Source organism: Jidongwangia harbinensis, assembly GCF_020216025.1.
GTDB lineage: Bacteria > Actinomycetota > Actinomycetes > Mycobacteriales > Micromonosporaceae > Actinoplanes > Actinoplanes harbinensis.
This window is the reverse complement of record NZ_JAIWNC010000027.1, coordinates 110,146-135,698: the sequence shown is the minus strand read 5'-3', so window position 1 is coordinate 135,698 and position 25,553 is coordinate 110,146. Positions and strand designations below refer to the sequence as shown.

At 72.6% G+C, this 25,553-nt stretch carries 18 protein-coding genes; 9 read left to right on the top strand and 9 right to left on the bottom strand.

Features of this window, described 5'->3' with window-relative positions; all coding sequences use genetic code 11:
• Position 1 precedes the first annotated feature (1 nt).
• Positions 2-1,060: a DUF2293 domain-containing protein gene (locus LDL48_RS29625; RefSeq protein WP_225258524.1), complete on the top strand. Its 1,059-nt coding sequence runs from the start codon at positions 2-4 to the stop codon at positions 1,058-1,060.
• Positions 1,061-1,175: 115 nt separating this feature from the next.
• Here the strand turns inward: LDL48_RS29625 and LDL48_RS29620 are convergent, their stop codons facing one another.
• The 3 genes from LDL48_RS29620 to LDL48_RS29610 all read right to left on the bottom strand — a co-directional run bounded on the left by LDL48_RS29620 (position 1,176) and on the right by LDL48_RS29610 (position 8,249).
• On the bottom strand, positions 1,176-1,742 hold the full coding sequence (locus LDL48_RS29620) for a hypothetical protein (RefSeq protein WP_225258523.1): 567 nt from the start codon (positions 1,740-1,742) through the stop codon (positions 1,176-1,178).
• On the bottom strand, positions 1,742-7,537 hold the full coding sequence (locus tag LDL48_RS29615; RefSeq protein WP_225258522.1) for a ThuA domain-containing protein: 5,796 nt from the start codon (positions 7,535-7,537) through the stop codon (positions 1,742-1,744). Before LDL48_RS29615 ends, LDL48_RS29620 begins: the two co-directional genes overlap by 1 nt.
• A gap of 226 nt (positions 7,538-7,763) precedes the next feature.
• Positions 7,764-8,249, bottom strand: coding sequence for a nuclear transport factor 2 family protein (locus LDL48_RS29610; RefSeq protein WP_225258521.1), 486 nt, complete (start codon positions 8,247-8,249; stop codon positions 7,764-7,766).
• Between the two features lie 124 nt (positions 8,250-8,373).
• Between LDL48_RS29610 and LDL48_RS29605 the strand changes: the two genes are divergently transcribed.
• From LDL48_RS29605 to LDL48_RS29580, 6 genes are all read left to right on the top strand, one after another.
• On the top strand, positions 8,374-8,757 hold the full coding sequence (locus LDL48_RS29605) for a winged helix-turn-helix transcriptional regulator (protein WP_225258520.1): 384 nt from the start codon (positions 8,374-8,376) through the stop codon (positions 8,755-8,757).
• Between the two features lie 65 nt (positions 8,758-8,822).
• Positions 8,823-9,371: an RNA polymerase sigma factor gene (locus LDL48_RS29600; protein WP_225258519.1), complete on the top strand. Its 549-nt coding sequence runs from the start codon at positions 8,823-8,825 to the stop codon at positions 9,369-9,371.
• Entirely contained in the window at positions 9,368-10,168 is an 801-nt protein-coding gene (locus LDL48_RS29595; RefSeq protein ID WP_225258518.1) for a cupin domain-containing protein, read from the top strand. Before LDL48_RS29600 ends, LDL48_RS29595 begins: the two co-directional genes overlap by 4 nt.
• A gap of 28 nt (positions 10,169-10,196) precedes the next feature.
• Positions 10,197-10,994 carry an ATP-binding cassette domain-containing protein gene (locus tag LDL48_RS29590; RefSeq protein WP_225258517.1) on the top strand — a complete coding sequence of 266 codons (798 nt, stop codon included), beginning with the start codon at positions 10,197-10,199 and terminating at the stop codon, positions 10,992-10,994.
• Positions 10,991-12,367 (top strand): hypothetical protein, encoded by a 1,377-nt coding sequence (locus LDL48_RS29585; protein WP_225258516.1) that lies wholly within the window; start codon positions 10,991-10,993, stop codon positions 12,365-12,367. Before LDL48_RS29590 ends, LDL48_RS29585 begins: the two co-directional genes overlap by 4 nt.
• On the top strand, positions 12,364-12,981 hold the full coding sequence (locus LDL48_RS29580; RefSeq protein ID WP_225258515.1) for a hypothetical protein: 618 nt from the start codon (positions 12,364-12,366) through the stop codon (positions 12,979-12,981). The genes LDL48_RS29585 and LDL48_RS29580 overlap by 4 nt, the downstream gene beginning before the upstream one ends.
• Here the strand turns inward: LDL48_RS29580 and LDL48_RS29575 are convergent.
• The 3 genes from LDL48_RS29575 to LDL48_RS29565 form a co-directional block, all read right to left on the bottom strand.
• Positions 12,938-14,968, bottom strand: a complete 2,031-nt coding sequence (locus LDL48_RS29575; protein ID WP_225258514.1) for an ATP-binding protein — start codon at positions 14,966-14,968, stop codon at positions 12,938-12,940. The two genes, LDL48_RS29580 and LDL48_RS29575, sit on opposite strands and share 44 nt — an antisense overlap.
• Positions 14,969-15,009: 41 nt before the next feature.
• Positions 15,010-15,894: a cyclase family protein gene (locus LDL48_RS29570; protein ID WP_225258513.1), complete on the bottom strand. Its 885-nt coding sequence runs from the start codon at positions 15,892-15,894 to the stop codon at positions 15,010-15,012.
• A 123-nt stretch (positions 15,895-16,017) separates the two neighbouring features.
• On the bottom strand, positions 16,018-16,797 hold the full coding sequence (locus tag LDL48_RS29565) for a glucose 1-dehydrogenase (protein ID WP_225258512.1): 780 nt from the start codon (positions 16,795-16,797) through the stop codon (positions 16,018-16,020).
• Between the two features lie 113 nt (positions 16,798-16,910).
• Here LDL48_RS29565 and LDL48_RS29560 point away from each other — a divergent pair, with 113 nt between their 5' ends.
• The gene (locus LDL48_RS29560) at positions 16,911-17,555 is read left to right on the top strand and encodes a TetR/AcrR family transcriptional regulator (RefSeq protein WP_225258511.1); all 645 of its coding nucleotides are present in this window, start codon (positions 16,911-16,913) and stop codon (positions 17,553-17,555) included.
• Positions 17,556-17,812: 257 nt separating this feature from the next.
• On the opposite strand, the gene LDL48_RS29555 is transcribed toward LDL48_RS29560, so the two are convergent.
• A complete protein-coding gene (locus LDL48_RS29555; protein WP_225258510.1) occupies positions 17,813-18,664 on the bottom strand; it encodes a hypothetical protein in 852 nt (283 codons plus the stop codon).
• Positions 18,665-18,920: 256 nt separating this feature from the next.
• Here LDL48_RS29555 and LDL48_RS29550 point away from each other — a divergent pair, with 256 nt between their 5' ends.
• Positions 18,921-21,794 (top strand): helix-turn-helix transcriptional regulator, encoded by a 2,874-nt coding sequence (locus LDL48_RS29550; RefSeq protein WP_225258509.1) that lies wholly within the window; start codon positions 18,921-18,923, stop codon positions 21,792-21,794.
• On the opposite strand, the gene LDL48_RS29545 is transcribed toward LDL48_RS29550, so the two are convergent.
• Together LDL48_RS29545 and LDL48_RS29540 are read right to left on the bottom strand one after the other, a co-directional pair.
• Positions 21,769-23,805 (bottom strand): ABC transporter permease, encoded by a 2,037-nt coding sequence (locus tag LDL48_RS29545; RefSeq protein ID WP_225258508.1) that lies wholly within the window; start codon positions 23,803-23,805, stop codon positions 21,769-21,771. The two genes, LDL48_RS29550 and LDL48_RS29545, sit on opposite strands and share 26 nt — an antisense overlap.
• On the bottom strand, positions 23,802-25,232 hold the full coding sequence (locus tag LDL48_RS29540; protein ID WP_225258507.1) for an extracellular solute-binding protein: 1,431 nt from the start codon (positions 25,230-25,232) through the stop codon (positions 23,802-23,804). Before LDL48_RS29540 ends, LDL48_RS29545 begins: the two co-directional genes overlap by 4 nt.
• Positions 25,233-25,553: the final 321 nt, after the last annotated feature.

Genomic DNA, 25,553 nt, shown 5'->3' with positions numbered 1-25,553 from the left:
CATGCAACCCGCGTCGAAGCTGGAGCGCCGGGTGGTGACCGCCGCCGAGCAGGCGTTGACCCGCCAGCATCAGGTGAGCCCGCTGGACGTCCTGACCGGTCTGGGATGGGTCCCGCCCGGGCTGGTGACGGACTGGCGGCAGGGCCGTGCGCCGCACCTGGAAGCGGTCGCGGCGGTGCCCACCGGACGCCTCGCCGACGCACTGGAGGTGTTCCACCGCTGGGTCGCCCACCGCGACCTGCGGCCGTCCGAAGTGGAGTATCTGGCCGCCGCCCGCGACCGGCGGCCGTTGCGCTTCACCGCCGCCGGCGACCCCGAACTCGAACGGGCCTACCGCACCCACTGGACACCGGCGGACCTGCCGGAGGCGAAGCGCGAACGGCTGGCCGCCCGCCAGAGCAAGGCGCCGGACCTGGTCGTGGTGCAGCCCTTGACGGCGTTCACCTGCGCCACCTGCGGGCGCGCCGACGCCGACATGCTGATCATGGAGGACGCCGGGCCGACGTGCCTCACCTGCGCGGACTTCGATCACCTGGTCTTCCTGCCGTCCGGCGACGCGGCCCTGACCCGCCGGGCGAAACAGGCCAGCCGGCTGTCTGCGGTGGTGGTGCGGTTCAGCCGTTCCCGCAGACGCCACGAGCGGCAGGGGCTGCTGGTCGAACCGGCCGCGGTCGAGCTGGCCGAGCAGCAGTGCCTGTCCGACGAGGAGGCCCGGGCCCGCCGCCGCGAGCGGGACCGGCTGCGCCGGGAGACCGCGGACGAGCACTTCCACCAGGACTTCGCCGACGAGATCGGCCGGTTGTTCCCCGGCTGCCCGGCGGGACGGGCCGCGGCGATCAGCCGGCACGCCGGCACCCGCGGAAGCGGCCGGGTGGGACGCAGCGCGGCCGGCCGGGCACTCGACCCGGAGGCGGTGACCCGGGCGGTGATCGCCTCGATCCGGCACGAGGACACCGGCTACGACGAGATGCTGATGGCCGGCGTGCCCCGGGACCAGGCCCGGGAACGCATCCGCGACGACATCGATCAGATCATCGAACGCTGGCGGCGCCCGGCCTGACCATCGGAACCGGCCGGCGGGCCGGTCGAGACGGTCACCCGGCGCATGCCGACAGGCTCGGGGCCCATGCGCCCGAGCCGGTCCTGGCCCGGGGGCCCGGGTGCGCGGGACCGGCTCAGACCCGTTTCGTACGGCGGCGCACCACCGGCACCACCAGCGTGACGATCGCCAGGGCGGCGAGGACCGCCAGCCCGACCGGCCACCACCGCCACCCGGATTCGCCCGCGGCCGTCCGCCGCGCCGCGGACACCGGCGCGGCCTGCGCCGGTGCCGACTGGGCCGCCCGGGCCCGCACCTCGACGGCCGTCTCGCCGGTGTACGGCCTGGGCGCGCTGACCGTCACCCGCCAGCTGCCGGGCGCCAGAACCGGACCGCTGGCATAGAAGCCCTGTCCCTCCCCGGCCGGCTCGAGTTGCCGCGGGCCGACGGTCCGCCCGCCCGCGGCGGTGGCGGTGAGCACCAGCCGGACCGGCTTGTCCAGCGGGTGCCCGTCGGCGTGGCGGGCCCGCACGGTGACGCCGGTGGCGCCGTCGCCGGCCACCTCCAGCTTCAACCTGGTGTCGTGCGCCCAGGCCGGCCCGGCCGCCGGCAGGGTGGCCAGCAACAGGCCGGCCAGGACGGCCGCCGATCCGCGGGTACGGCGTACCGGGACGTTCCTCCCGAACACGACCGGGCGGCCCATCAGCGCGGTCGGTCCGGGGAGACCCGGGTCGGGTCCCCGGCGAGACGGCCGGCGTCGGTGACCGGATTGCCGCCGTTGGCGCGTACCCCGGCCTTGGTGGCCGTCCCGCCGAGCCGCACGATCATCGCGTCGGCGTCCCGGATCAGGGTGTTCCGGACGTCGGCGTCGCGGACCAGGGCGGTGTCGCCGGCCAGCGCCTTGAATGCGGTCAGCTGCTGCACCGCCCGCTTGTCGTTGCCGGCCGCCTCCGAGGCCCGGGCCGCGTTCAGCTTGTTGGTCAGCTGGCGCTGGGCGTCGGCGGAGAGCCGGCCGGTCGCGCGGAACCGGTCCACCAGGTTCTGCATGTCGCGGAACGAGGTGCTGACGAAGAACCGTACCGTCGAGGTGGTGTGGTTTCCGGCCTTGTCGGTCGCCGTCACGGTCAGGTCGTGCAGGCCGAGCGGCAGCTCGTACATCGCCTGCAGGGTGCCGCTGGCGTATGGCTCGCCGTTCAGCGTGCCGGCCGTCGTCGCCACGCCTGAGGTCGGGTCGACCGCCTGCCACGAGATCCGGACGTCCTGGCTGTCACCGTAGAGCTGGCCGTCGGCCACGCCGGAGACCAGGAGCGTGGGCTTCGTACCGTCGATCTTCAGGACCGCCGACTTCAGCGTCTCGGCGTTTCCGGCGGTGTCGGTGGCCCGGTACAGCAGTTCGTGCTCGCCGTCCCCGGTCACCGGCACCGGCTCGGTGTACCGGGTCCAGGCGCCGCCGTCCAGGGACCATTCCAGGACGTCCACCCCGGAACCGGCGTCGGTCGACGTCAGCGTCACCGGGACGGCGCCGTCGTGCCAGCCGTCGTCGTTGGGCGGGGCGAACTGCGCGGCGCTGACCGGGGCCGTACCGTCGATCTTGACGGTCACCGACTTGTTCTTCTCCACGTTGCCGGCGGCGTCGGTCGAGCGGAAGCGCACCTCGTAGGTGCCGTCCGAGGTGACCGGCACCGGACCGGTGTACCGGGTCCAGTCGGTGGCGTCCCCGATCTGGTACTCGGTGCTCTCCACCCCACTGCCGCCGTCCTCGTCCGCCGCGGTCAGCGTGACCGTGACGGGACCGGGGTACCAGCCCTGGACCGGAGTGCCGGAGACCTGCGCGCTGGTCACCGGCGCGGTGCTGTCGGCGTCCCCGGCGCTGATCCGGAAGTAGTCGAACGAGGCGGTCTTCGAGGCTGTCTGGTTGGCGCCGAGGGTGAACACCCCGACCTTCGGGACCGCCCCGACGGCGGTGCTGGTCAACGAGTCCAGCGTGGTCCACTCCGTGCCGTCGGCCGAGTACGAGGCGGTGTAGGTGGCGCCGGTGCGGGCCAGCCGCAGATGCCACACCCCCGACGTCAACCCGGTCGCCCCGGGCTGCGGATCCTGCACCACCGCGTCGATCTCGCTGCGGAACTCGATCCGCCGGCTGACCGATGCACCGGCCGCGTTGTCGGTCACGAAGTCGAGCTTGAGGTAGTTGTCGTCGTCGGCGTAGACGAGCAACCCGGCCTGCTGGTACTGCTCGTCCAGCAGGCTGCCGTCGACCTTCGTCTGGATGGTCCAGTCGCCCTCGGGGGCGTTCTGCAGGACGAAGTTCGTCGGCCCGGTGTTGTTGCCGGTGTAGATGTCGCCGTTCGGCACGTCGATCCGCAGCGCACCGTCGGTCACCCGGTACGTCGCCGGGTCCTCCCGGACGACCGCGTCCCACCGGCACTTGTCGAGCGCGTCGCCGGTGAACTCGTCCGACCGGTCGACCGGTTCGGCCGGGGCGTCCGGCGCGAACTGGAACCAGTCGAAGGCCGCGTCCACCACCGGGGCGGTGGTGCCGCCGTTGAGCGCGTACAGCCCGATCCGGGGGTTCTCGATGCCGGCCAGCGCGGCCTCCCGGCCGATCGGGCTGAACGTCCGGCCGTCGGCGGAGACCGCCGCGGTCAGGTTCGTGCCGTCGCTGCTCAGCCGCAGGTAGACGGCGTCGCCGTCGGGTGCGGCGGTGCTGTCGGCCGACTCGTTGCGCGGGGTGCCGGCGGTCTCGGAGATGAACTCCACCCGGCGGCCGCCGCTGTGCACCAGGTCGACCTTCGCGTAGTTGTCGTCGTCGCCGTACACCAGCAGGCCGGCCTGCTGGTAGTCGGCGGTGGTGGGCAGGGTGACCATCGTGGTGGCCTGCCAGGCCCCGCCGGGTACCGGCTGCAGAACCAGGTTGGTGGCGTCGTTGCGGGTGCCGTAGAGGTCACCCGCGGAGGTGGGCAGCCGCAGTCCCCCGTCGGCGATCGAGTACTGCTGGTTCTCCCGGACCACGGTCCAGCGGTCCCGGCTCAGCGTGCCGCCGAGGAAGTCGTCCGAGCGGGCCCCGAAGCAGGACGTGTTCGGCGCGTCGACCCGGATCGGGACGTTCGCGTACGACTTCGCCCCGCGCTTGTCGGTCACCGTCAGGGTGGCGGTGAACGTGCCCGGGACGGTGTACGTGTGCCGGGCGTCCAGGGTGGTCGCCGTGCCGCCGTCGCCGAAGTCCCAGGCGTACGTGAGCGGGGTGTCGCCCTCGGCGTCGGTGGCCGTGCCGTCGAACTCGACGGTGATCGGCGCCGTGCCGGCGGTCGGGGTGGCGACCGCGCTGACCTGGGGCGGCGCGTTCTCGGTCACGCCCCGGCCGAGGAAGTCCATCCAGTTCACGTTGAACAGCGACCCGGTGCCGCCGGCCGGGTCCCGGGCCACGAAGTACAGCGTGCCCGCGTTGGTACCGGTCACCGGCGCGGTCACGTCGACGTAGTCCTGCCAGTCCCCGGTGCCGGGCACGTCGGCCGAGGCGACCAGCGGGCCGTCGGCCGCGTCGGCGCGTACCTCGATCCGGCCGCCGCTGTTCGCCGAGGCGACCCGGAAGCGGATCGAGTCGATGCCGGTCAGGCTGGCCGGGCGCAGCGACCACCAGTCGCCGTCCTCGACGAAGCCGATGTTCTGGCCGCCGCCGGCCGAATCGCTGGTGGTCTCCCGCACCACGCCCGCGTCGCCGCCGCCGGCGCCGCCGGGCACCCGGCCGGTGCCGGTGAAGTACTCGGCCTGCTTCCGCTTGGGCTGCAGCTGCTCGATGGCCCGCCCGGTGAGCCGGCCGGCACCGCCGGTGCCGCCGTCGTCGGTGTAGGTCGCCTCGAACACGGCGAACACGTTCGCTTCGGCGCCGTGCCCGGAGGCGAGCGACGTCTGTACGGTGCCGGTGCAGCCGGTGTGCTGGTCCAGCGGGTGGCCGTGCTCGTCGTGGCCGAGCAGCACCTGCAGCTTCACCCGGTCGCAGTCGATTTCGCCGTCCTCCGGGTCGGTCACCGTGATGGTGTACCGGACCTGGTCGCCCCAGTCGAAGAAGCCGCCGTTCGGCGGGAACTCGATGGTCACCGTCGGCGCGGTGTTGCCGACCGTCACCGGCACGTTCGCCACCGCGGTACGTCCCTTGGGGTTGGTCACGGTGAGTTGTGCGGTGTAGTCGCCCGCCTCGGTGTACCGGTGGACCGGGTTTGCCTCGGCGGAGGTCCCGCCGTCCCCGAACGTCCAGGCGTAGGTCAGCGCGCCGCCGTCCGGGTCGCGGGAGCCCGCGCTGGAGAACTGCACCGCCAGCGGCGCCGGCCCGGACGTCGGGGTGGCGCTCGCCGCCGCGATCGGGGCCCGTTCACCGGCGACGTAGTCGATCCGGTAGATCCCGGAGTCGTCGTTGTTCCCGCCGAAACCGGTGCCCCATTCGATCAGGTACATCGCGCCGTCCGGGCCGAACTCGAACTCCATCGGGCGGATGAAGCTCATCCCGGTCAGCAACTGGTTGATGTCCACCAGGGACTTGCCGTCCGCGGTGACCTGCATCGCGTACATCTTCGACTGGTTCCACTCGCCGAGCAGCGCCTTGCCGTCGTAGTAGGCCGGCCACTTGCGGGTGGAGTCCAGTTCGGCGTCGTAGCGGTAGACCGGGCCGCCCATCGGGGCGCCGCCGCCACCGATCTCCGGGAAGCGCGGGTTGCCGCTGTAGTCGTAGTCCACGGTGGCGCTGACGGCCGGCGGCAGGTTGGTGAGGCCGGTGTTGTTGGGTGAGTTGTTCACCGGCGCCGCGCAGTTGAACTTCGCCCCGCTCGGCCCGGACGGGAACTGGTAGTCGTTGTACGCGTAGTTCGCGCCGGCGCAGTACGGCCAGCCGAAGTTGCCGGGGGCGGCGACGATGTTCCACTCCACCGTTCCCTCGGGACCGCGGGCGGGGTCGGTCGAGGCGGCGTCCGGCCCGTAGTCGGCGACGTAGAGGGTGTCGGTGGCCGGATCGATGCCGATCCGGAACGGGTTGCGCAGGCCCATCGCGTAGATCTCCGGGCGGGTCTGCGCGGTGCCGGCCGGGAAGAGGTTCCCGGCCGGGACGGTGTAGGACCCGTCGTCCTCCGGGTGGATCCGCAGGATCTTGCCGCGCAGGTCGTTGGTGTTGCCGGCGGTGCGCTGGGCGTCGTAGTCGGACCGGCCGGGCCGCTCGTCGAGCGGGGTGTACGCGTCCGACTCGAACGGGTTCGTGTTGTCGCCGGTGGCGAGGTACAGGTTGCCGGCGCGGTCGAAGGTCATGCTGCCGCCGGCGTGGCAGCAGGTGTTGCGCTGCGTGTTGACCTGCAGCACGACCTTCTCGCTGGCCGGGTCGATGGTGTCGCCGGTGACGGTGAACCGGGACAGCAGGTTGCGCGCCACCCCGTCGTTCTTCGCGTAGTAGAGGTAGATCCAGCCGTTGTCGGCGAAGTCCGGGTCCAGCCGGATGCCGATCAGGCCGTCCTCGTTGCCGGTGAACACGTCCAGGTCGACGGCGGTGACCGTGGTGCCGGTGCCGGGCTTGACGATCCGCACCCGGCCGTCGCGCTCCACATAGAACACCCGGCCGTCTCCGGCGATGTCCAGCTCCATCGGGTTGCTGGTGTTGCTGTCCAGGCTGACCTTCTCGAAGCTGTCGGTCAGCGAGGCGCCGCAGTCGGCGTCCCGCACCCCGGCGGCGGTCTCGATGCCGCCGAGCAGGTGGGTGAGGAACTCCGGTTCGGCGTACGACTCCGCGGTGTGGCCGCCGCCGGTGTACCAGGCCCGCCCGCCGTCGTAGTCCTGGCACCAGGCGGTCGGGTGGTCGTGGCCCATGGCGCCGGCGCCCGGGGTGTAGCTGGTCTCGTCCAGGCTGGCCAGAACGTGCACGTCGCCGCGCGGGTTGGACCGGAAGTTGTACCACTCGTCGAATCGCGACCAGCGCTCCGGCAGCCCGGCCGTGGACGGGTGGGCCTGGTCCTCGACCTTCACCGTGGCCTGCTGGTTGGCGGGGTGGCTGGCGAAGTAGGCGCCGACCAGTTCGCCGTACCAGGGCCAGCTGTACTCGGTGTCGGAGGCGGCGTGGATGCCGACGTACCCGCCGTCGGCCTGGATGTAGCGCTCGAAGGCGGCCTGCTGGCTGGGGTCGAGGACGTCCCCGGTGGTGGACAGCCAGACCACCGCGCGGTATTTGGCGAGGTTGGCGTCGGTGAAGGCGGCGCTGTCCTCGGTGGCGTCGACGGTGAAGCCGTGCTCCGCCCCGAGCTGCCGGATGGCGGCGATCCCGGTCGGGATGGAGTCGTGCCGGAAGCCGGCGGTCTTGGAGAAGACCAGCACGGAGTACGGCTCGGCCTCGGCCTGGGCGGCCACCGGTCGGGGTGCGGCCTGGGCGGCCGGTGCGCCGGTGAGTACGGTCGCCAGGAGCGCGAACGGGAGCAGGGCAGCGGTGAGCAGGCCACGCCCGAGGTGGCGTTGGCGTCGACGGGACACGCGTTCTCCTTGTCCTGAGTGGACATCAGGTTGCTGGGCGGGCCCGCCGAATGGCCATCCCGTCCCGATCCGTGCCGCCTCCGTGGAGTCACGCATCGAGATTGTTGACTTCCCTAACAAGCTAGGGTGGCGGGCTCCGTGTCCGGCACGTTGCGGAGATAACGGTTTGATAACCGGCGCGTCACTGACCGTGCATAGTGGATCATTCCGACCGGAACCGTGCGGGTCACTCCGGGACGGAGCCGGCCGCCGCGTCCGGATTGCCCTCCAGCCAGCTGACGTGCTGCGTGAGGGCGGCGATCTTCCAGCCGTCCGCGGTGCGCACCAGCTCGTTGTCGTACGAGCCGCGCATCAGGTAGAACTCACCGCCCGGTGCGCCCTTCTTGTAGTGCTGCGCGTACATGTAGGAGTAGCAGGTCGCCTTGTCCGGATCCATCCCGTCGAAGACGACCCGGTGGTTGGGACTGAGGTGCTGCCGCGCGGTCCACCCCGCCAGCGCCCCGGACGCGAACCCGACGAACTGGTCGCGCGGGAGGTCGGCGGCCGGCAGGCCGGCCTCGGAGAAGTCGATGTGCACCGGGTCGGTCATGGTCGAGGCGAAACCCGCCCAGTCCGCCTCGTCGATGGCGACGGCGTACGCGACGACGGTGTCGATGATCGCGTGGCGGTCCTCGATCCGCCGGATCCGCGCTTCCAGGTCGTCGGTGTGCATGGCTCCTCCAGGTGGGTGTGATCAGCGCGAACGCCGGGACGCGCCGGGGGTGTGGCATCATAGCGATGGAACGTACGTAGCTTATGTTTCGTTAGCCGCTAAGAAAAAGTAAGTGGAGTTGATCGTGGTGTCAAGCGCTCCTCCCCCGCCGCTGTTCGCCGAGCACGGCGCCGACGCCGGCGGCGTGTGCGAGACCCTGAGCGAGCCGCTGTCCCGGGTCATGACGCTGCTGGGGAAGCGCTGGACCGGCGTGGTGTGGGGCACCCTGATGCAGGGCCCGGTCTACTTCAGCGACCTCAGGCGCGGCATCCCCGGCATCAACGACCGCATCCTCAACGAGCGCCTCGTCGAGCTGGTCGACCTCGGTCTCGCCACCCGTACCGTGATCGACGAACGGCCGATCCGCGTGCGGTACCAGCTCACCGAGCACGGCGCGGCGATCCGCCCGGCCCTCGACGAGCTGACCCGCTGGGCCCAGGAACACCTGCAGCAGGCCGTCGACCGCTGATGCGCTGTGGCCCAGCTCACCTCGGTTCGTGATCCGTCGCCGCCCGCGGCAGCGATGAACCGGGTGTGAACGCGAACCCGCCAGACCCCGAGCGGCTGCTGCGCCGCGTCGCCAAGGGCGACCGGGCGGCGTTCGACGAGCTGTACCGCAGGACGGCGCCGACCGTCGCGGTACGGCTGCGCCGACGGTGCTCCGACGACGGGCTCGTCGCCGAGGTCCTGCAGGACACCTACCTCACCGTGTGGCGGGCCGCCGGGTCGTTCGCCGACATGCGGCCGCGCGGCGGCGGGGCGGCCGGCTGGCTGTGGACGATCGCCGCGCGCCGCCTGGTCGACGCGCTGCGCCGGCAGGCCCGGCGGCTCGAGGAGCCGGCCGGGGAACTGCCGACGGTCAGCACCCCGGCGGCCGAGGACGAGGCGCTGGCCGGCACGGTCGGCGGCGAACTCGGTGTCGCCCTGGCCCGGCTGGCGCCGGAGCTGCGGGCGGTGCTGCGCGCCATGGTGCTGGACGGGCTCACCGTCCGCGAGACGTCCGTCCTGCTGGGGTTGCCCGAGGGCACGGTGAAGAGCCGGGCGCGGCGCGCCCGCAACGCGATGAGGGAGGCGCTCTCATGACCGCCCACGTTCCGGCCGCGACGCTGACCGCGTACGCCTCCGGCGATCTCGGCGCCGACGACGCCATGGCCTGGCCGGTCGAGGCGCACCTGGAGAACTGCCCGCGGTGCCAGGACCGGCTGGCCGAGCTGGTCACCGGGCCGGTGCAGGAGATCCTCGCGGTGGCCCGGACCGCCGTCCTGGCGGAGTCGCGCAGCGGCCCGCGGCCGGCCCGGCGCCGCCGGCTGCGCCGCCTGTCGTACCGCTGGCTCTCGCCGTCGGTGATCCCGTGGGCGCTGGTGACCCTGATCGCCGTCGCCGCGGCATTCCTGCTCGACGAGGCCTTCTCGGCGCGGTCCTCGGTGGTGCTGCTGCTGGCGCCGGTGGCGCCGCTGAGCGGGCTGGCCGTGGCCTGGTCGCGCCGCTGGGACCCGGCGTGGGAGACCGTCTCGGGCACCGCCCGGGCCGGCCTGGACCTGCTGCTGCGCCGCACGGTGGTGATCCTGCTGACCGTGCTGCCGCTGCTCGCCGTGGTGGGCTGGCGGGTCGGCGCGAATCCCGCGCTGTGGCTGCTGCCCTGCCTGACGTTCACCGCCGCGGCCCTGCTGCTCGGCGGCCTGATCGGGGTGAGCCGGGCGGCGGCGCTGATCGGCGCCGCCTGGATGCTGGCGGTCGCCCTCCCCGCCCTGGTGATGGTCCGCCTGCCGGTGCTCGTCCAACCCGAGAGCCTGCGCGGATGGGCGGTGGCCGCGGTGGCCCTCGCCGGGCTGGTCGTGCTGCGCGCCGGTGACCACCGGCAGCACGCCGGCCGGAACTGATTCCCCCCTCGACGACGAAGGAGTATCCGTGGTTCGCGCAGTCAGAGCCGACGAACTGGCCCCGTCCACCGGCGCGTGGCAGGTCGAAGCCACCGGCCTGCGGGTCAAGGCGGGTTCCCGGCTCGCCGTCGACGGCCTCGACCTCACCCTGGGTCCCGGGGTGCACGGTCTGCTCGGCCCTAACGGCGCCGGCAAGACCACCCTCATGCGGGCGCTGGGCACCGTGATCAGGCCGAAGGGCGGCCGGCTGCACCTGCTCGGCCGGGACGTCACGGACCGGCGCTCGCTGCGGGCGGTGCGCGCCCGGCTGGGATACCTGCCGCAGATGTTCGGCTTCTACCCGAAGTTCACCGTCCGCGACTACGTCGAGTACATGGCCTGGTTGCGCGAGATGCCCGCCGCCGCGGTCCCCGCCGCCGCGCAGCGCGCCGTCGACCGGGTCGGCCTGACCGACCGCGCGGACTCGCGGCTCAAGTCGCTGTCCGGCGGCATGGTGCGCCGGGTCGGCATCGCCCAGGCGATCGTCAACGAACCGGACCTGCTGCTGCTCGACGAGCCGACCGTCGGCCTCGACCCCGAGCAACGGGTGGAGTTCCGGGAACTGCTGCGCGACCTCGGCGACACGTCCTGCGTGCTGGTCTCCACCCACCTGGTGGAGGACGTGGTGGCGGCCTGCGGCGACGTCCTGCTGGTCGACCAGGGCCGGCTGGTCTTCCGGGGAGTGCCCGCCGACCTGGCGCGCCTCGGCGCCCACGACGGTGCCGGGGACAGCGCCGCCGAACGCGGCTACTCGGTGCTCCTGCGCGACCACCGGAGCGCCGCATGATCCACGCCATCCGCACCGAGCTGCGCCGCTCCAACGCCGTCGCGCTGGCCGTACTGCTGTTCGTGACCGGGGCGCTGCCGATCGCCGCGCTGGCACAGAGCTGGGACCGGCAGTGGCTGACCTTCTCGTTCATGCAGGCCAGCGTGCAGTTCTTCGTGGTGCCGCTGGCACTGGCCGGCGGCGCGATGCTCGGCCGCCGGGAGAAGCGCACCCGGGCCACCGAACTGATCGGCAGCACCGGCCGGCCCCGGTGGCAGAAGGTCACCCCGCCCGCCACCGCGCTGGCCGTGGCGGTGACCCTGGTGCAGCTGCTGACGCTCGGGGCCGGCGCCGCCGTGATCGGCGCGACCGGCGGCTTCCTCAACGCCGGCGGCGCGTTGCCGGCCCTGGTGGACGTCACCGTCCTGATCGGTGCGACCTGGCTGGGCTTCGCCGCCGGCCGCGCCTGGCCCGCGCCGCTGCTGCCGCCGGCGTTGGCCACGGTGGCCCTGGTGGGCCAGGTGGCGGTGGAGTCCGCGGGCGAGAACAGCAGCCTGCGCAACCTCACGCTGATGCTGCCGCCGCCGGGGTTCCCGTGGGAATCGTTCACCGCCGAGGCCCTGCTGGGACGCCTGGCGCTGGGCGCCGGCCTGCTGCTCGGCGGCCTGCTGCTCAGCTTCGGCGGGTCCTGGCGGCCCCGGGTGGCGGGCGTCGCGGCGCTGGCCGCGGGTGTACTGCTCAGCGCGGTCGTCACGCCGGTCGGGCTGGGCGCGCGGTACCAGGTGAACACCGCCGCGCAACGGCTGGTCTGCGCCGACGGCGCACCCCAGGTGTGTGTCACCGAAGTGCACGCCTACCAGCTGCGGACGGTGACTCCGGCGGTACGCCGGGCGCTCACCATGCTGGCCAGGCTGCCCGGCGCACCGACCCGCGCCGTGGAGTGGCGCGCCGACGCCCCGTCCACCTTCGACGCCGCCCAGTTCCGGGGCCGCACACCGAAACTGGAGCCCGGCACGGTCGCGTTCCGCCTCGCCCCGGACAACCGCATGCTCAGCACCGCCGACCTGTTCCGCTTCTCGCCGGTCTCCCCGGACGCCGTCACCGCGAGCATCGTCAACGGCGCCGGCACCACGGCGAACGGCTGCCGGCTCGGCGACCGGGTGGCCCTGGGCGCGGCCGGCGCCTGGCTGATGGACGTCGACGTACTCCCGCCGATCCACGGGGAACCGTTCGACGACGGGACCGCCCGCGCCGAGATCACCGCGACCGTCCGGGCCCTGCGCGCCCGGCCCGCCGCGGAACAGGTACGCCGGGTGACCGCCCTGCGCGACGCCGCCAACGCCTGCCGCACCGACGACCTGCGCAGCATCCTCACCGGCGAGCCGACCGTATGACCACCGGCTGGCTGCCGCTCTACCTGCGCTCCCGGCGCGTCCCGTACGCCGCACCGGTCTCGGTCGCCGCGGTCGCCGCGGTCGTGCTGCCCTGGTCGGCGTGGGCGGAGAGCCCCGAGGTGGACCCGAGCCTGGCGGTCCTCACGGTGATGCTGGCCCTGACCCCGCTGATCCCCACCCTGGCCGGCGACGACGACGCCCTGGAGAAGACGGCGGCGCTGCCCTGGCCGCCCCGGCGGATGCTGCACCTGATCGGGGCCGGCACGTTCGTCGCCGTCCTGCTGCTCGGCGCGCGGGCGGCCGGCGCCGACTTCGGCCCCGGCTGGCTGATCCTGCGCAACTGCGCCGGACTCGCCGGGCTGAGCGGGCTGAGCGTGGCGCTGCTCGGACCGCGCCTCGCCTGGGCCGCCCCGGTCGCCTGGTCGGCCGTGCAGGCGATGCTGGCCGCACCGGGCGGCTCGGGCTGGCGGCAGTCCCTGCTCTGGCTGATGCAGCCGGTGGGCAGCGTGCCGGCCGCGGTCACCGCCCTGGTGCTGCTGGTGGTGGGCGTGCTCGCGTACGCCGCGCGGGTCAGCCCGCCCCGGGCACCGAACGAGACCGCGATGGGCCGGTAGGCGCCCCGAGCCCGGAGATCTCCTGGTCCCACAACCGTTCGGTGAGCTGCGCGACGGCCCGGTCGCGGTGCCGCCGGTAGGTGTTGAACGACAGGTGCAGCGTGGCGGCGACCCGCTCCTGGGTGGTGGCCGGCCGCAGGAACGTCCGGGTGATCAGCTCGCGGGGTTCCGGCTCCAGCGTGGCGGCGGCCCGCTCGATCACCTCCCGCAGCACCTCGGCCGGCGCCGCTCCGGCACGGCGGTGCCGCCGGACCATGCGCGACGACAGCAGCGGATTGTCCCGCAGCAGGTCGGGCGCGTGCAGATGACGCAGGGCGGACCGGACGGCGTCGGTGAACCCCGGCCGGTCGAGCACCGGCTCGCCGAGGTCCTCCCGGGCCGGGCGCGGCGGCGCACCCATCCGGCGGGCGTGCAACCGGTTCACGTACTCCTCGACGCCGGTCCGGCGCCAGTCGTGCGCGAACACCGGGAACCGGGTCGCGCCGACGTCGTACTCCGCCTCGGCGGCCGCCCAGAAGTCCAGGGATTCCATGGCGGGCGCCCACCGGTCGGCGTCCTCGAACGCGCCCACCAGGCTCCACGCCGTGCCGGCCGGCAGCAGGATGATGTCGAGCATCTGCGACGCGACGAACAGCGTCAACGACGGCGACGGACGCTGCCCCTGGTCGCGGTCGAGGAAGAACCGCCAGGCCCGGATGCCCTCGCCGGGCCGCGGCGGTCCGTACTTCTGGGCGTACCGCCACATCGCGTCGACCGCCGGGTCCACGCCGACGTCGGCCTCGGTCAGCTCCAGGCACGCGGTGTACCCGCGCAGGTCGCCGCTCGCGTCGCGGAAGACCCGGAACGCCTCCGGACGACACCCCATCCAGTACGCCGCCAGCTCCGCCTGTTCCCGTCCCTGCCAGCGGGCCGTCAGCGCGACGATCGGCGCCCGGTCGCCGTCCCGCAGGCCGTCCGCGTACCCCTGCATGGTCGGCGGCAGCGACCGCATCGCGGCGATCGGGGAACGGGCACCGTTCAGCACGACGGTGAGCGCCACCATCTGCAGCCGCTCGCGTTCGCCCGGGGTGGCCCGGATCCGTTCGGCGACCGCGGCGAGTTTCCGGCGGTACAGGTCGGCGTACCGGTCCGGGTCACGCCAGCGCAGGTCGGCGTCGAGGGCGTCGCGGACCACGTCGTGCGGATACAGCCCGTACGCGCACTCGTCGACGAACGGCTGGGCCCGCAGCCAGGCGAACACGTCACCGACCTCGCCGCCGACCATCGAGCGCAGCAGGGCCTCGGTGGTGACCGCGGTCTGCGCGCACACCTCCAGCGCCGCGCGATGCCGTGGTCCCGGCACCTCGTCGATCATCTGGGTGAGCAGCGCACCCACCACGTCGGGCACGTCGGCCAGGGTCCGCGGCGAAGCGCCGCGGCGTACCGCGTCGACCAGCATCGAGAGGGTGAGCGGATGGCCGCGGCTGATCGCGAGCAACCGGTCGTGCAGGTGCGCGGGAACGTCCTGAGCGGCCAGGTACGCGCGCCCGTCCGCGGGCGGCAGATTGCCCAGCGGCACGACCCGGAGCAGCTCCCGCCACGCCGGATCCGCTCGCCACCGCGGTCCCGGAGCACGCCGCCCCGCGATCACCACCACACCACCCGCCGGCAGCGACGGCAGGTACTCCTCGCGGAACCAGTCGTCGATCGGCTCCAGCAGCTCGTAGGTGTCGATCAACAGCACCGGGCGCTCCCCGGCGACCGGCGCGGGCAGTCCGTCCACGCCGAACGCCAGGTGCCGGGCGTCGACCCGGACCGGGTCCGCGCCGTCCTGCGCGGCGGTGCGCGCGAACGCGTCGAGCAGTGCGCTCTTGCCCACCCCGCCGGGGCCGTGGACGAACGTGACACCGGGGGTACGCAACGTGTCCCGGAACGCCGCGACCTCGTCCGCACGGCCCGCGAACGACCGCCACCGCAGCTCGTTCAGGGTCTCTCCGAGCAGCGCCACGCGGGCGACTGTACCCGGCCGTGTCGCGCCCTCCGGCCGCCCTAGAACACCGCGAGCGGATTCACCGGGAGGCCGGTCGTTCCGGCGATCCGGGGTACCGCCACGACGAACTGGAACGTCCAGCGGCCCAGGCCGGCACAGGTCTGCGCCAACTCGTCCGGGTCGGCGCCGTCGATCAGCGGGATGGCGAGCCGGCCCAGCGCGAGGAAGTGCAGCGCGCCCGGCACGTCGCCCGGGATCGGCGGGCGGGCGTCGCCGATGTCGCCCGCGTAGACGGAGATCCCGTGCCGGTGCATCCAGCGGACCGCGTCCGCCGTCATGCCCGGCCACCCGGGCCGGCCCCAGTCGTTGCTCGTGTTCCAGCCGCCCCGGACCACCAGCGCGTCGCCGGACAGCACCTCGACACCGGCGCGGGCCGCGGCCGCGTCCAGATCCGCACCGGTCACCGGATGGCCCGCGGCCAGCCGCCCGCCGGGCGCCAGGTCGAGCAGCACGCCACGGGTGAGGATCCCGCCGGCGTAGACGTCCGCCGCGCCGTGCCGGACGCCGGAGGGGCCGGAACTGTCGGCCGCGTCGACACCCGGGTACACCTTGCCGCCGGCGACCCAGTGACTCATCGCGTCGAGGTGGGTGACCTCCGGGTGGTGGGTGGTCACGACCATCACCTCGGCCATGGCGGGAGCGTCGATGCCGGTGAACATCATGGCGGTCTGTACCGCGGTCGAGGACGCCGTGGTGGTCGCCGTCGGACCCCCGGTCAACGGGTACGGCGTGGTGATCCGGGCGATCGACACGGTCCGGCCGGTCCGGGCCTCGGCGGCGCCCCGGGACCGGGCCTCGTCGGTGATCAGGTTGACGGCGCCCCGCTCGTCGCTGTCGCCCCACCGTCCCCAGTTGGTGGGAAAGTCGTCAGTTGTGGCGGTCATGTGGCGGCCTCCAGGCAAGAACGGGTGTGCGGAAGATGCAGACCCGATCGTCACCGGACCGGCCGGCGACCGCCTGGCCACCGGCTGCCCAGGCGGTGCCCAATCGGGCTCCGCCTGGGCAGCTCATGCGGCCTCGGCCTGAAGGGCGGGGCCCAGCAGGAGTCCACCGTCGATGACGTACTCCGAACCCGTGATGAACGAGGCGTCCGACGACGTGAGGAACAGAAGCAGCCGGGTGACGTCGGTCGGTTCGCCGAGCCGGGGGATGGCGAACGGCTCGGGTGAGTAGAAGTCGGCGATTGCCGTGGCGGCGCCGGCCGCCGGTTCCTGGATGAAGGAGGTCGCGATCACGCCGGGGTGGATGGTGTTCACCCGGATGTGGTCGCGGCCGAGCTCGAGCGCTGCCGTTCGGGTGAGACCACGCACGGCCCACTTGCTGGCGACGTACGGCGCGTAGTGCGCCGTGCCGCCCAGGCCCATCGTCGAGGCGATGTTGACGATGACTCCCCCGGCCGCGCGGCGCAGAGCGGGGGCGGCGACCTTGATACCGAGGAAGGTCCCGGTGAGGTTGACGTCCAGGATGCGCGACCACGTGGCCTGGTCCGTGTTCTCGATCGGCGCCGGCGGGTTCTGCACGCCCGCGTTGTTGACGAGCACGTTCAGGGCGCCGAAGGCGCTCTCGGCGGCCAGTACGGCGGCGGACCACGACCTCTCGTCGGTGACGTCGAGGCGGGTGAAGCGTGCCCGGGTCCCGAGCTCGCCGGCGAGAGCGGCGCCGCGTTCGGCGTCGATGCCGCCGATCACCACGTTCGCTCCCTCCCGGTGGAAGGCGCGTACGTGGCTGGAGCCCTGGCCGCCGGTCCCCCCGGTCACGAGCACGGTCTGGTTGTCGAAGCGGGGCATCAGATGTTCCCTCGTCAGGTGGTGGCCAATGGTGAGCCGAGCGACTCACCATTGCCCCGACCCTAGGTGGGCGGCAGAGGTGAGTCAAGCCACTCACCTCGTATGCTCGGCCGATGAGCCGGATCGTGACGACGTACCACCAGCGCGTCGCCCAGGAGAAGCGCGCACTGATCGTGACGGCCGCGACCGCGCTGTTCCTCGAGTCGGGCTACGACCGGACGTCGCTGGCGCAGATCGCGGAGCGCTCGGGCGTTTCCCGGGCCACCCTGTTCAAGCAGTTTCCGAGCAAGGCCGTCCTGTTCGACGCCATCGTCACCGAGTCCTGGTCGACGGCCGACGAAAGGAATCCACCGCCGGCGGGCAACCTCGTCGACGGGCTCAGCACCATCGGTCACCGCTACGCCGAGCTGTTGCGCCAGTCCCGGATGACCGACCTGTTCCGAATCGTCATCGCCGAGCTGCCGCGCTTCCCCGAGCTGGCCCACGCGCAGTTCTCGCAGGGCAAGATGCCTTACTTCGAGTCCGTACGCGACTACCTCGTGGCCGAGCACGAAGCGGGAACGGTGCGGGTTGACGACGTTGATCTCGCCGCCACCCAGTTCCTGGGCATGATCTCCAACTACGTCTTCTGGCCGACCCTCCTGGTGCCGGGCTGGGAGGTGAGCGCCGAACGCGCCACTCAGGTGGTCGACGAGGCCGTCCGCACCATCGTCGCCCGGTATGCCGCGGCGGGACGAGAGACGTCCGCCACCGGCTGATCCCGCCGGAGGCCTTCGCCGCAACCGCCTCCGAGTGATCGGACTGAACCGGTCGCGGATCCGGACCATGGTCCGGGCGGTCAGCCCCGGTCCGGGAACGCAGGCGTGGGGGGCCCCGGGGACCCCCGGGGGGCCCCCGGCCGGTCCCCCCCCCCGCGGGGGGCAGGACCGGGGGGCCCCCCCCGGCCCCGGCACCGCGGGGGGGGTCCCCCGGGTCACCCCGGGCCCCACCACGGGCCTTTCCCACCGCCGGTGGGCTACTTCACGTCGATCGTGGTGATCATGCGACCGGCGCTGCGGCAGTTCGCCTCGAAGGTCTCGAACGACTCCAACCGCTGGTACCGGGTGTCGGACTGGCCGAAGCTACCGCCGCGGTGCCGCCAGACCGCCATCACGTACGAGTCGTTGGGGTGGGTCTTGAGGATCTTGAGGTCGTACCCGCGCCGCTTGTTCCGTGCATTGACCCGGTCGAACTCGCTCATGTTGTTCTCGTCCACGCCGGTGGCCGGGATGCCGTACTGATAGACCTCCGCGGCCGTGCCCTGGTCGCCGCGCCAGACCGCGGCGATGTCGTCGTCGTCCTCGATGACCACGTCGACCAGCCGCCTCCCCCGGTTGAACTGGACCGTGTTCTCATTCTCGAAGTCCTTCCAGGACGGGATGCCGGACCGCACGAACTGGCCCCCGGAACCCGGCCGCCACACTCCGGCCCAGTCGTCTCCGTCCCGGTCGATGTCGACCAGCCGGAGCCCCTGCGCGAAGTAGGTACTGTCCAGCGCCAGGAACTCGTCCCAGTCGTGGTTCCAGCGGATCCGCTCGGTGCCGGTGCCGGGCTGCCACACCGCGGTGATGCCGTTGCCCTCGATGTCGAACTGGGCCACCCGCCGCCCCGCGTTGAAGTGGGTCGTGGCGAGCGCGTCGAACTGAGCCCAGGACTTGCCGGTCGCCCAGTACTCCAGCACCGGTGACGCGGTGGAGCAGGAGGCGGTGAAGCCGTCCCACGGAGCGGCCTGGGCCGGTGCGGCCGGTCCGGCCAGCGTGACGGCAACCACGGTGGCCAGCGCGGCGGCCAGCCCGGTCGTGGACCGCAACATGGTGCGTACGGTCATGTTCCCCCCTATCGGTCGGTTGCTCATCGGGGTCGACGAGCGTGTTCGGACGGCGGCCGGTCCCGCCCTGCCGGGCCGGCCGGCGCGTCCGCCGTCAATCACCGTGCCGCCTGCCGCGCACAGAGGAATCGGGGAAACCCCCCGCCGACGATCGACCGGGGTCCGAGGGTCGGCGTAAACCCGACACTCCACTTCGGATGACAAAGCCCATCGATGGACGTTTCACTGAAACGCCAGAGGATCGACGGGGGTGGGCATGGCGGACGAGCTACCTGACGCGGAGGGCCGGGTCACCGAGCTGGCCGCGATCGGCGGGTTCCTCGACACACTGCCCGGTGGCGCCACGGCACTGGTTCTGAACGGCGAGGCCGGCATGGGGAAGACCACGTTGTGGCACCACGGCGTCGCGAACGCCCGCGCGCGGGGCTACCGGGTACTGCTCTGCCGGCCCGCGGAGGCCGAGGCCGCGCTGACCCTCAGCGCGCTGGGTGACCTGCTCGACGGCGTACTCGATCTGGTCGCTCCCGATCTGCCCGCGCCGCAGGTGGCCGCCCTGGAGGTGGCGTTGCTGTGCCGGGCGGCCGACGACCCGCCGTGGCCCGAACGTGCTCTGGCCGCGGCGACGCTGTCCGCGGTGCGGGCGCTGGCCCGGAGCGGGCCGGTGCTGCTGGCCGTCGACGACGCGCAGTGGGTGGACGAGGCCAGCTGCCGGCTGCTCAGCTACCTGGCACGCCGGCTCGCCGACGAGCCGGTGGGCCTGCTGGCCACCCGCCGCACGGAATCGCCGGCGCCGCCCCCGTTCGGGCTGGCCGCGGCGCTGCCCGCCGGACGGCTGACGAGCCTGAGCCTCGGCCCGCTGGACCTGCCGTCGCTGCGCCGGGTGCTGCTCGCCCGGACCGGACTCGAGTACGCCCTGCCCGAACTGCGGATGATCCACCATAGCGCCGGCGGAAACCCGCTGAACGCCGTGGAGATCGCCCTGTCGCTGCAGCGCGCCGGGCATCGCCTGCGGCCCGGCGAGCCGCCGCCGGTCCCGGAACCGGTGATCGCGTTGCTGTGCCGGCGGATCCGGGCGCTGCCCGAACCGGTCTTCGAGGCCCTGCGGTACGCCGCGCTGCTGGCGCAGCCCACGCTGGGCACGGTGCGCGCGGCCCTCGGCGTGCCCGACGGTGCGGTGTCCCCCGTGGCGCCGGCCGAGGAGGCGGGCATCGTGCAGGTCACCCATGGCCGCATCCGGTTCAGCCACCCGCTGTACTCCTCCGCCGTACGCGCGCTGACCTCGACCGAACACGGTCAGCGCGCGCACCGCCGGCTCACCGCGGTGGTGACCGACGTCGAGCAACGGGCGCGTCATCTGGCGCTGTCCAACAACGTTCCCGATGCCGGCGTCGCCGCCCTGCTGGAGCAGGGGGCCGAGCAGGCGTGGCGCCGCGGGTCCTCGATCTCGGCGGCGGAGCTGTGGCGGCTGGCCGCGGTCCGCACCCCGGCCGCCGACCTCGACGACCTGCACCGGCGGAATGTCGCGGCGGCGGAATGCCTGTTCGCGGCCGGCGACGCGGCGGGCGCTCAAGACCTGTTGCGGGCCGTGGTGACCGGCTGCCCGGCGGACCGGCTGCGCTCCCGTGCGCTGCTCAAGCTGGCCGAGGTCACGTTCTACCAGGGCAGCGCGGCGGAGGCCGCCGAGCTGTGCCGCGCGGCCCTCGCCACGGTGGCCGACGACCCCCAGCTGACGGCGGAACTGCACCTGCGGCTGGCCTGGTTCAGCTCCCACGACGCGGGCGGGCAGCTGGCCAGCGCCGAGGCCGCCGTCGCCGCTCTGCACCGGCCGGGTGCGGCGCCGGAACCGGCGATGCTGGCGTGCGCGTTGGCCGTACGCGGGGTGTTCCGGCTGGCCAACGGCGGGGGCATCGCCCGGGACGACTTCGACCGCGCCGCCCGGCTGCTGCCGGCGCGGCCGACCCGGCACTGGGCCGACACCTGGGGCCGGCAGATGTTGGGCACCTGGGAGAAGTACGCGGACCCGGTGGCGGCGCGGGCCCGCTTCGCGCTCGAGCTGCACCTGGCCACCGAATTCGGCGACGAACCCGCGATGGGGCATGCCTTGATGCACCTGTCCGAGATCGACTGCTGGCTCGGGGACTGGGCGCGGGCGGCCACCGGGGCCGAGCGGTCCATCCAGGTCATCGAGCTGACCGGCCAACGGCACTGGCTCGGTCACTGCTGGTTCGCCAGCGCGCAGGTGGCCGCGCACCAGGGTGCCGTGGACACCGCCGAGGACACCGCCCGGCGGGCGCTCGCCCGGGCCCGCGAGGGCGGCGATCCGTACCAGGCCGCCTTGCTGTTGCAGGTCCTCGGCTTCATCGGGCTGTCCGTCGGGGATCCGGAGCGCGCCGCCCACCACCTCGGCCAGGCCGCCGACCTGGTCGACGGCATGCGGCGCACGGAACCGGTGCGGCACATGTTCCACGGCGACCAGGTGGAGGCCGCGATCGCCACCGGCCGGCTGGCCGAGGCGCACCGCCTGCTCGACCGGCTGCGGGCCCGGGCGGCGGTGGCCCGCCGGCCGTGGCTGCTGGTCGTGCTCAACCGCGGTGCGGCGGCGGCCGCCGCCGCGGAGGGCGACCTGCATTCCGCCGCCCGGGCCGCCGGCCGGTCCCTGGAGGTCTGCGACGCCCTGCCGATGCCGTTCGAGCGCGGTCGCTCCCTGCTCGTGCAGGGCCGGATTCTGCGGGCCGGCCGGCAGTGGAGCGCGGCCCGCGCGTCGCTGGGCGCCGCGAAGCGGGTCTTCGACGAGCTGGGCGCCCCGCTGTGGTCGGCGCAGGCGGAGGTGGATCTGAGCCGGTGCGGGCAGCACCGGGCGGAGACCGATCAGTTGACGCCCACCGAGGAACGGATCCGCGCGCTGGTGGCGACCGGCCTGACCAACGTCGAGGTGGCCGGTCGCCTGTCCATCAGCGCGAAGACGGTGGAGGCGAACCTCACCCGGATCTACCGCAAGCTGGGCGTCCGCAACCGTAGCGAGCTGGCCGGGCTGGCCGACTCGCACCGGCGGTCCGGCGACGGCCGGACCCGCCGGTTGACCGGACCGGGCGTGGGTTCCCCGGTCAGCCCTTCACCGCGCCGGCGGTGAGCCCTTCGGTGAGGAAGCGCTGCCCGAACGCGTACATGATCACCACCGGGATGCTGACCAGCAGCGACGCCGCCGCCAGCTGACCCTGCGGTACGACGTCCCCGGCGATCATCGACTGCATGCCGACGGGGAGCGTCTTGTACTCGTCCTTCGTGATGAACACGAAGGCGAAGAGGAACTCGTTCCACGCGTTGGTCAGGGTGAACAGCGCCACCGCCAGCAGGCCCGGCTTGGCCAGCGGCAGCACCACCCGGCCGAACGCCTGGATGCGGCTGCAGCCGTCGACCAGCGCGGCCTCCTCCAGCTCGATCGGGATCGACGAGAAGTACCCGACCAGCAGCCAGGTGGCGAACGGAAGCGTGAAGGTCGGGTACGTCACCACCAGCGACCACAACGAGTCGGTGAGCCGCACGCCGATGAGCATCTGGTACAGCGGGATGAACAGCAGCGCACCCGGCATGACGTAGGTGAGCAGCACCGTGACGGTGAAGCCCTGCGCCCCGCGGAACCGCAGCCGGGCCAGCGCGTAGCCGGCCAGGGCGGCGCAGACCAGGGCCACCGCGGTGGACGCCGCGGACACCAGCAGGGTGTTGGCGTACCAGCGGCCGAACGGCTGGTTGGTGAACAGGGCACCGAACTGCTCCAGCGTCCACGGCGTCGGCCACAGATCGCGTTCGCGCGTGACGACCTGGCCCTCGGTCTTGAACGCCGTGACCGCGATCCAGTACAGCGGGGCCAGCACGAACACCAGCAACCCGGCCAGCGCGACACCGGATCCGAGGCCCGACACCACCGACGACGCCCGGCCACCTCCCCGGGACTTCAGCGTGGAGACCACCCGGCCGACGGCCGCGGCGATCAGGAGGAACACCGCGAGGACCACGGCGGCCTTCCAGAAGATCTGTGGTGACGCCCAGATCAGCAGGCCGGTGACCACCGCGGTGGCGACCCACGGCAGCGCCTTGCGCGCCGTCGGGGTCCACCGCATCGACCCGACCCAGCGCGCCGTCCGGGTCCGCCCGGGCAGCTTGACGCCCGGGTCCTGGCGCAGCTGACGGACCAGGAAGAAGACCAGCGCGCCGATGATCGGCAGCATGATCAGCGTGACCGCGGCCCCGGCGCCGTACTGCAACTGCAGGATCGCCTTCGAGTACGCCACGAGCACGTACGGCGCGGTCACGTCGCCTGGGCCGCCCTGGGTCAGCAACCAGATCAGGTCGAAGTTGTTGAACGTCCAGATCGACGAGAGGGTCACCGTCACGGTGATCACGTGGCGCAGTCCGGGCAGCGTCACGTTGGCGAACCGCTGCCACGGCGAGGCGCCGTCGATCGTCGCCGCCTCGTACAGGTCCGCCGGGATGGCCTTCAACCCGGCGAGGAAGCAGACGGTGAAGAACGGCACGCCCTTCCAGACGTTGACCATGATCACCGACGGCATGGCCAGCGACGGGTCGGAGAGCCAGCCCGCGGGCCAGCTGTCGACCAGGTGCAGGTCGACCAGCAGCGGACCGATCCCCGACTTGGTGAGCAGCATGTTGACGCTGCCGAAGATCGGGTCGAGCAGCGAGCGCCAGCTGAACGCCGTCACCACGGTCGGCACCACCCAGGGCATCAGGAGCAGCCCGGCCAGCACGGCCCGCCCTCGACGCCGGTGGTGCAGCAGCAGCGCCGCGGCCAGCCCCAGCACCACCTTGAACACCTCGGCGTACACGGTGAAGACGAACGAGTTCACCACGCCCGTGTGGAACTGCTCGTCGCCGGCGAGCGCGAGGTAGTTGCCCAGGCCGACGAAGACGCTCTCCTGCCCGTGCCGTTCCGTGGTGCTGGTGATGATCGACCGGGCGATCGGCACGAGCACGAGGCCGCCGACCAGCAGGGCCATCGGCGCCAGGAACAGTGCCGACAGCCGCCAGTCCCGGCCCAGCCGTCGCTGGGTCTTCGTGAGGGAGCCGGGCCCCGGCGGCGAGGGTTTCCTCGCCGCCGGGGCCGGTGCCGGACGGACCGATGTCACTGCGGCAGCCCCTGCTGGGTGAAGATCTGCACCATCTTGGCGTGGGCGGTCTTGACCGCCTGCGCGGCCGCCGTGCCCTGCACCACCTGCTGCATCATGTCGGTGAGGACGTAGGCGGCGCCCACCGCCTGCTGCCCGGCGCTGGCCTTCTGCGGGAACTTCAGGCCGTTCTTGGTGGACAGCGGCAGGGACAGTTCAGTGATCTTGCGCAGCATCGGGAACGCGGGGTCGCCGCTGGTGAAGAACGGGTCGGCGTCCCAGACCTTCTCCCAGGCGGGCATGACCAGGCCGGGTGCCTCCTTCGCCACCCCGAGCAGGGCCGGCGCGCTGACCAGGTACTGCGCCAGAAGCTTGGCGAGCGTGGGGTTCTTGGCGCCCTTGAAGACGACGAAGCCCTGCGACTGGCCGAGCAGCAGCGGCGTGTCGGTGGCCGGCCCGGTGCAGTCGGAGAAGACGTGGGTGTTCGCGTGGACCGGGTTCTTCTTGGTCCGGGAGTCCGCGTAGACGCTGAACTGGTTACGGGTGTAGCCGAGGATCCCGGCCAGCCAGTTCTCGTTGTTGCTGGTGTCGGTCCAGCTGGCCACGCCCGGCGGCAGCATCGGCTTGAACTTCGGGTTGGTGTAGATGTCGCCGAGGAACGTCACCGCCTGCACGGTTTCCGGCGAGTCGAACGTGACCTTCCGGCCCTCGTTGTCGGCGATCGCCCCGCCGTACGCGTTGATCAGTGCCTCGATCATGCCGTTGGCGTCACCGGACCGGTTGACCGTCATGCCCCAGCCGTACCGTCGCTTGCCCGGATCGGAGATCGCCAGGCACAGGTCGCGCAGTTCCTCCCAGCTGTACTGGTCCTTGGGCGTGATGCCCTTGTCCTGCATCCAGTCCTTGCGCAGGAACGAGCCGATTCCGATGAAGTGGTACGGGATCGCGTACCACTTGCCGTCGAAGACGCAGAAGTTCTTGGCCTCCGCGCAGGGCTCGCCGTACTTGGCGGTGAGCGTCTTGACGACGTCCGTGACGTCCTCCAGGTCGCCCAGCCCGTGGAACTGCGCGATGAACCGCGAGTCGGTCATGAACGCCAGGTCCCGTGCCACGCCGCCCTCGACCTCGGCGTGGATCTTGGCCACCACGTCGCCGGCGTCGGCCTGGACCAGACTGTTCTCGATCTTCGTCCCGGTCGCCCCGGCGAACGCGTTGATCGACTTGTCGAGCGCCTCGTTCGCCGCCGCCGAGTACAGCTTCTGCGACAGCACGCCCATCGAGGTGCCCTTCGCCGCCGCTGCGGCGTCGATCAGTTCCTTGGGGACCTCCGCCTGCGGCGTGGTGGGCGATTCGGATTCGCCGCCGCACGCGGCCAGACCGGCCGCGCCGAGCACCCCCACTCCCATGCCCAGAAAGCCGCGCCGGGACCACACTGGATTATCCCTCATGGACAGTCGCCTCCCTCATCTCACACACCGCTGCACGCCGACGGCGCACTTGGCGGACACCGCGTTCCACACGCTCAGGTTGTGTCTTGATGTCGGCGACCGTGGGCCCGTCATTGGTCGCCCCTCGCCGCGGGCCCCCGACGTCGCCGCGTACGGCGCAAACGGCGGCCCGAGTTCGGGAGGTAGCGCTGACGTTCCGGTTCGGTAGACTCACGGACACCGCCGTTCGAAATTTCGAACTGAGTTCGATATATCGTTTCGAGTGGACGCGAGGCTAGAGGACCGCCGTAAGGGGTGTCAATGTTTCTACGCTGTTTCCGG

Coding starts and splice junctions, on each gene's coding strand:
- LDL48_RS29625 (WP_225258524.1), top strand. CDS start 2: ATGCAACCCGCGTCGAAGCTGGAGCGCCGGGTGGTGACCGCCGCCGAG.
- LDL48_RS29585 (WP_225258516.1), top strand. CDS start 10,991: ATGATCCACGCCATCCGCACCGAGCTGCGCCGCTCCAACGCCGTCGCG.
- LDL48_RS29610 (WP_225258521.1), bottom strand. CDS start 8,249: ATGCACACCGACGACCTGGAAGCGCGGATCCGGCGGATCGAGGACCGC.
- LDL48_RS29560 (WP_225258511.1), top strand. CDS start 16,911: ATGAGCCGGATCGTGACGACGTACCACCAGCGCGTCGCCCAGGAGAAG.
- LDL48_RS29620 (WP_225258523.1), bottom strand. CDS start 1,742: ATGGGCCGCCCGGTCGTGTTCGGGAGGAACGTCCCGGTACGCCGTACC.
- LDL48_RS29555 (WP_225258510.1), bottom strand. CDS start 18,664: ATGACCGTACGCACCATGTTGCGGTCCACGACCGGGCTGGCCGCCGCG.
- LDL48_RS29565 (WP_225258512.1), bottom strand. CDS start 16,797: ATGCCCCGCTTCGACAACCAGACCGTGCTCGTGACCGGGGGGACCGGC.
- LDL48_RS29540 (WP_225258507.1), bottom strand. CDS start 25,232: ATGAGGGATAATCCAGTGTGGTCCCGGCGCGGCTTTCTGGGCATGGGA.
- LDL48_RS29550 (WP_225258509.1), top strand. CDS start 18,921: ATGGCGGACGAGCTACCTGACGCGGAGGGCCGGGTCACCGAGCTGGCC.
- LDL48_RS29595 (WP_225258518.1), top strand. CDS start 9,368: ATGACCGCCCACGTTCCGGCCGCGACGCTGACCGCGTACGCCTCCGGC.
- LDL48_RS29570 (WP_225258513.1), bottom strand. CDS start 15,894: ATGACCGCCACAACTGACGACTTTCCCACCAACTGGGGACGGTGGGGC.
- LDL48_RS29580 (WP_225258515.1), top strand. CDS start 12,364: ATGACCACCGGCTGGCTGCCGCTCTACCTGCGCTCCCGGCGCGTCCCG.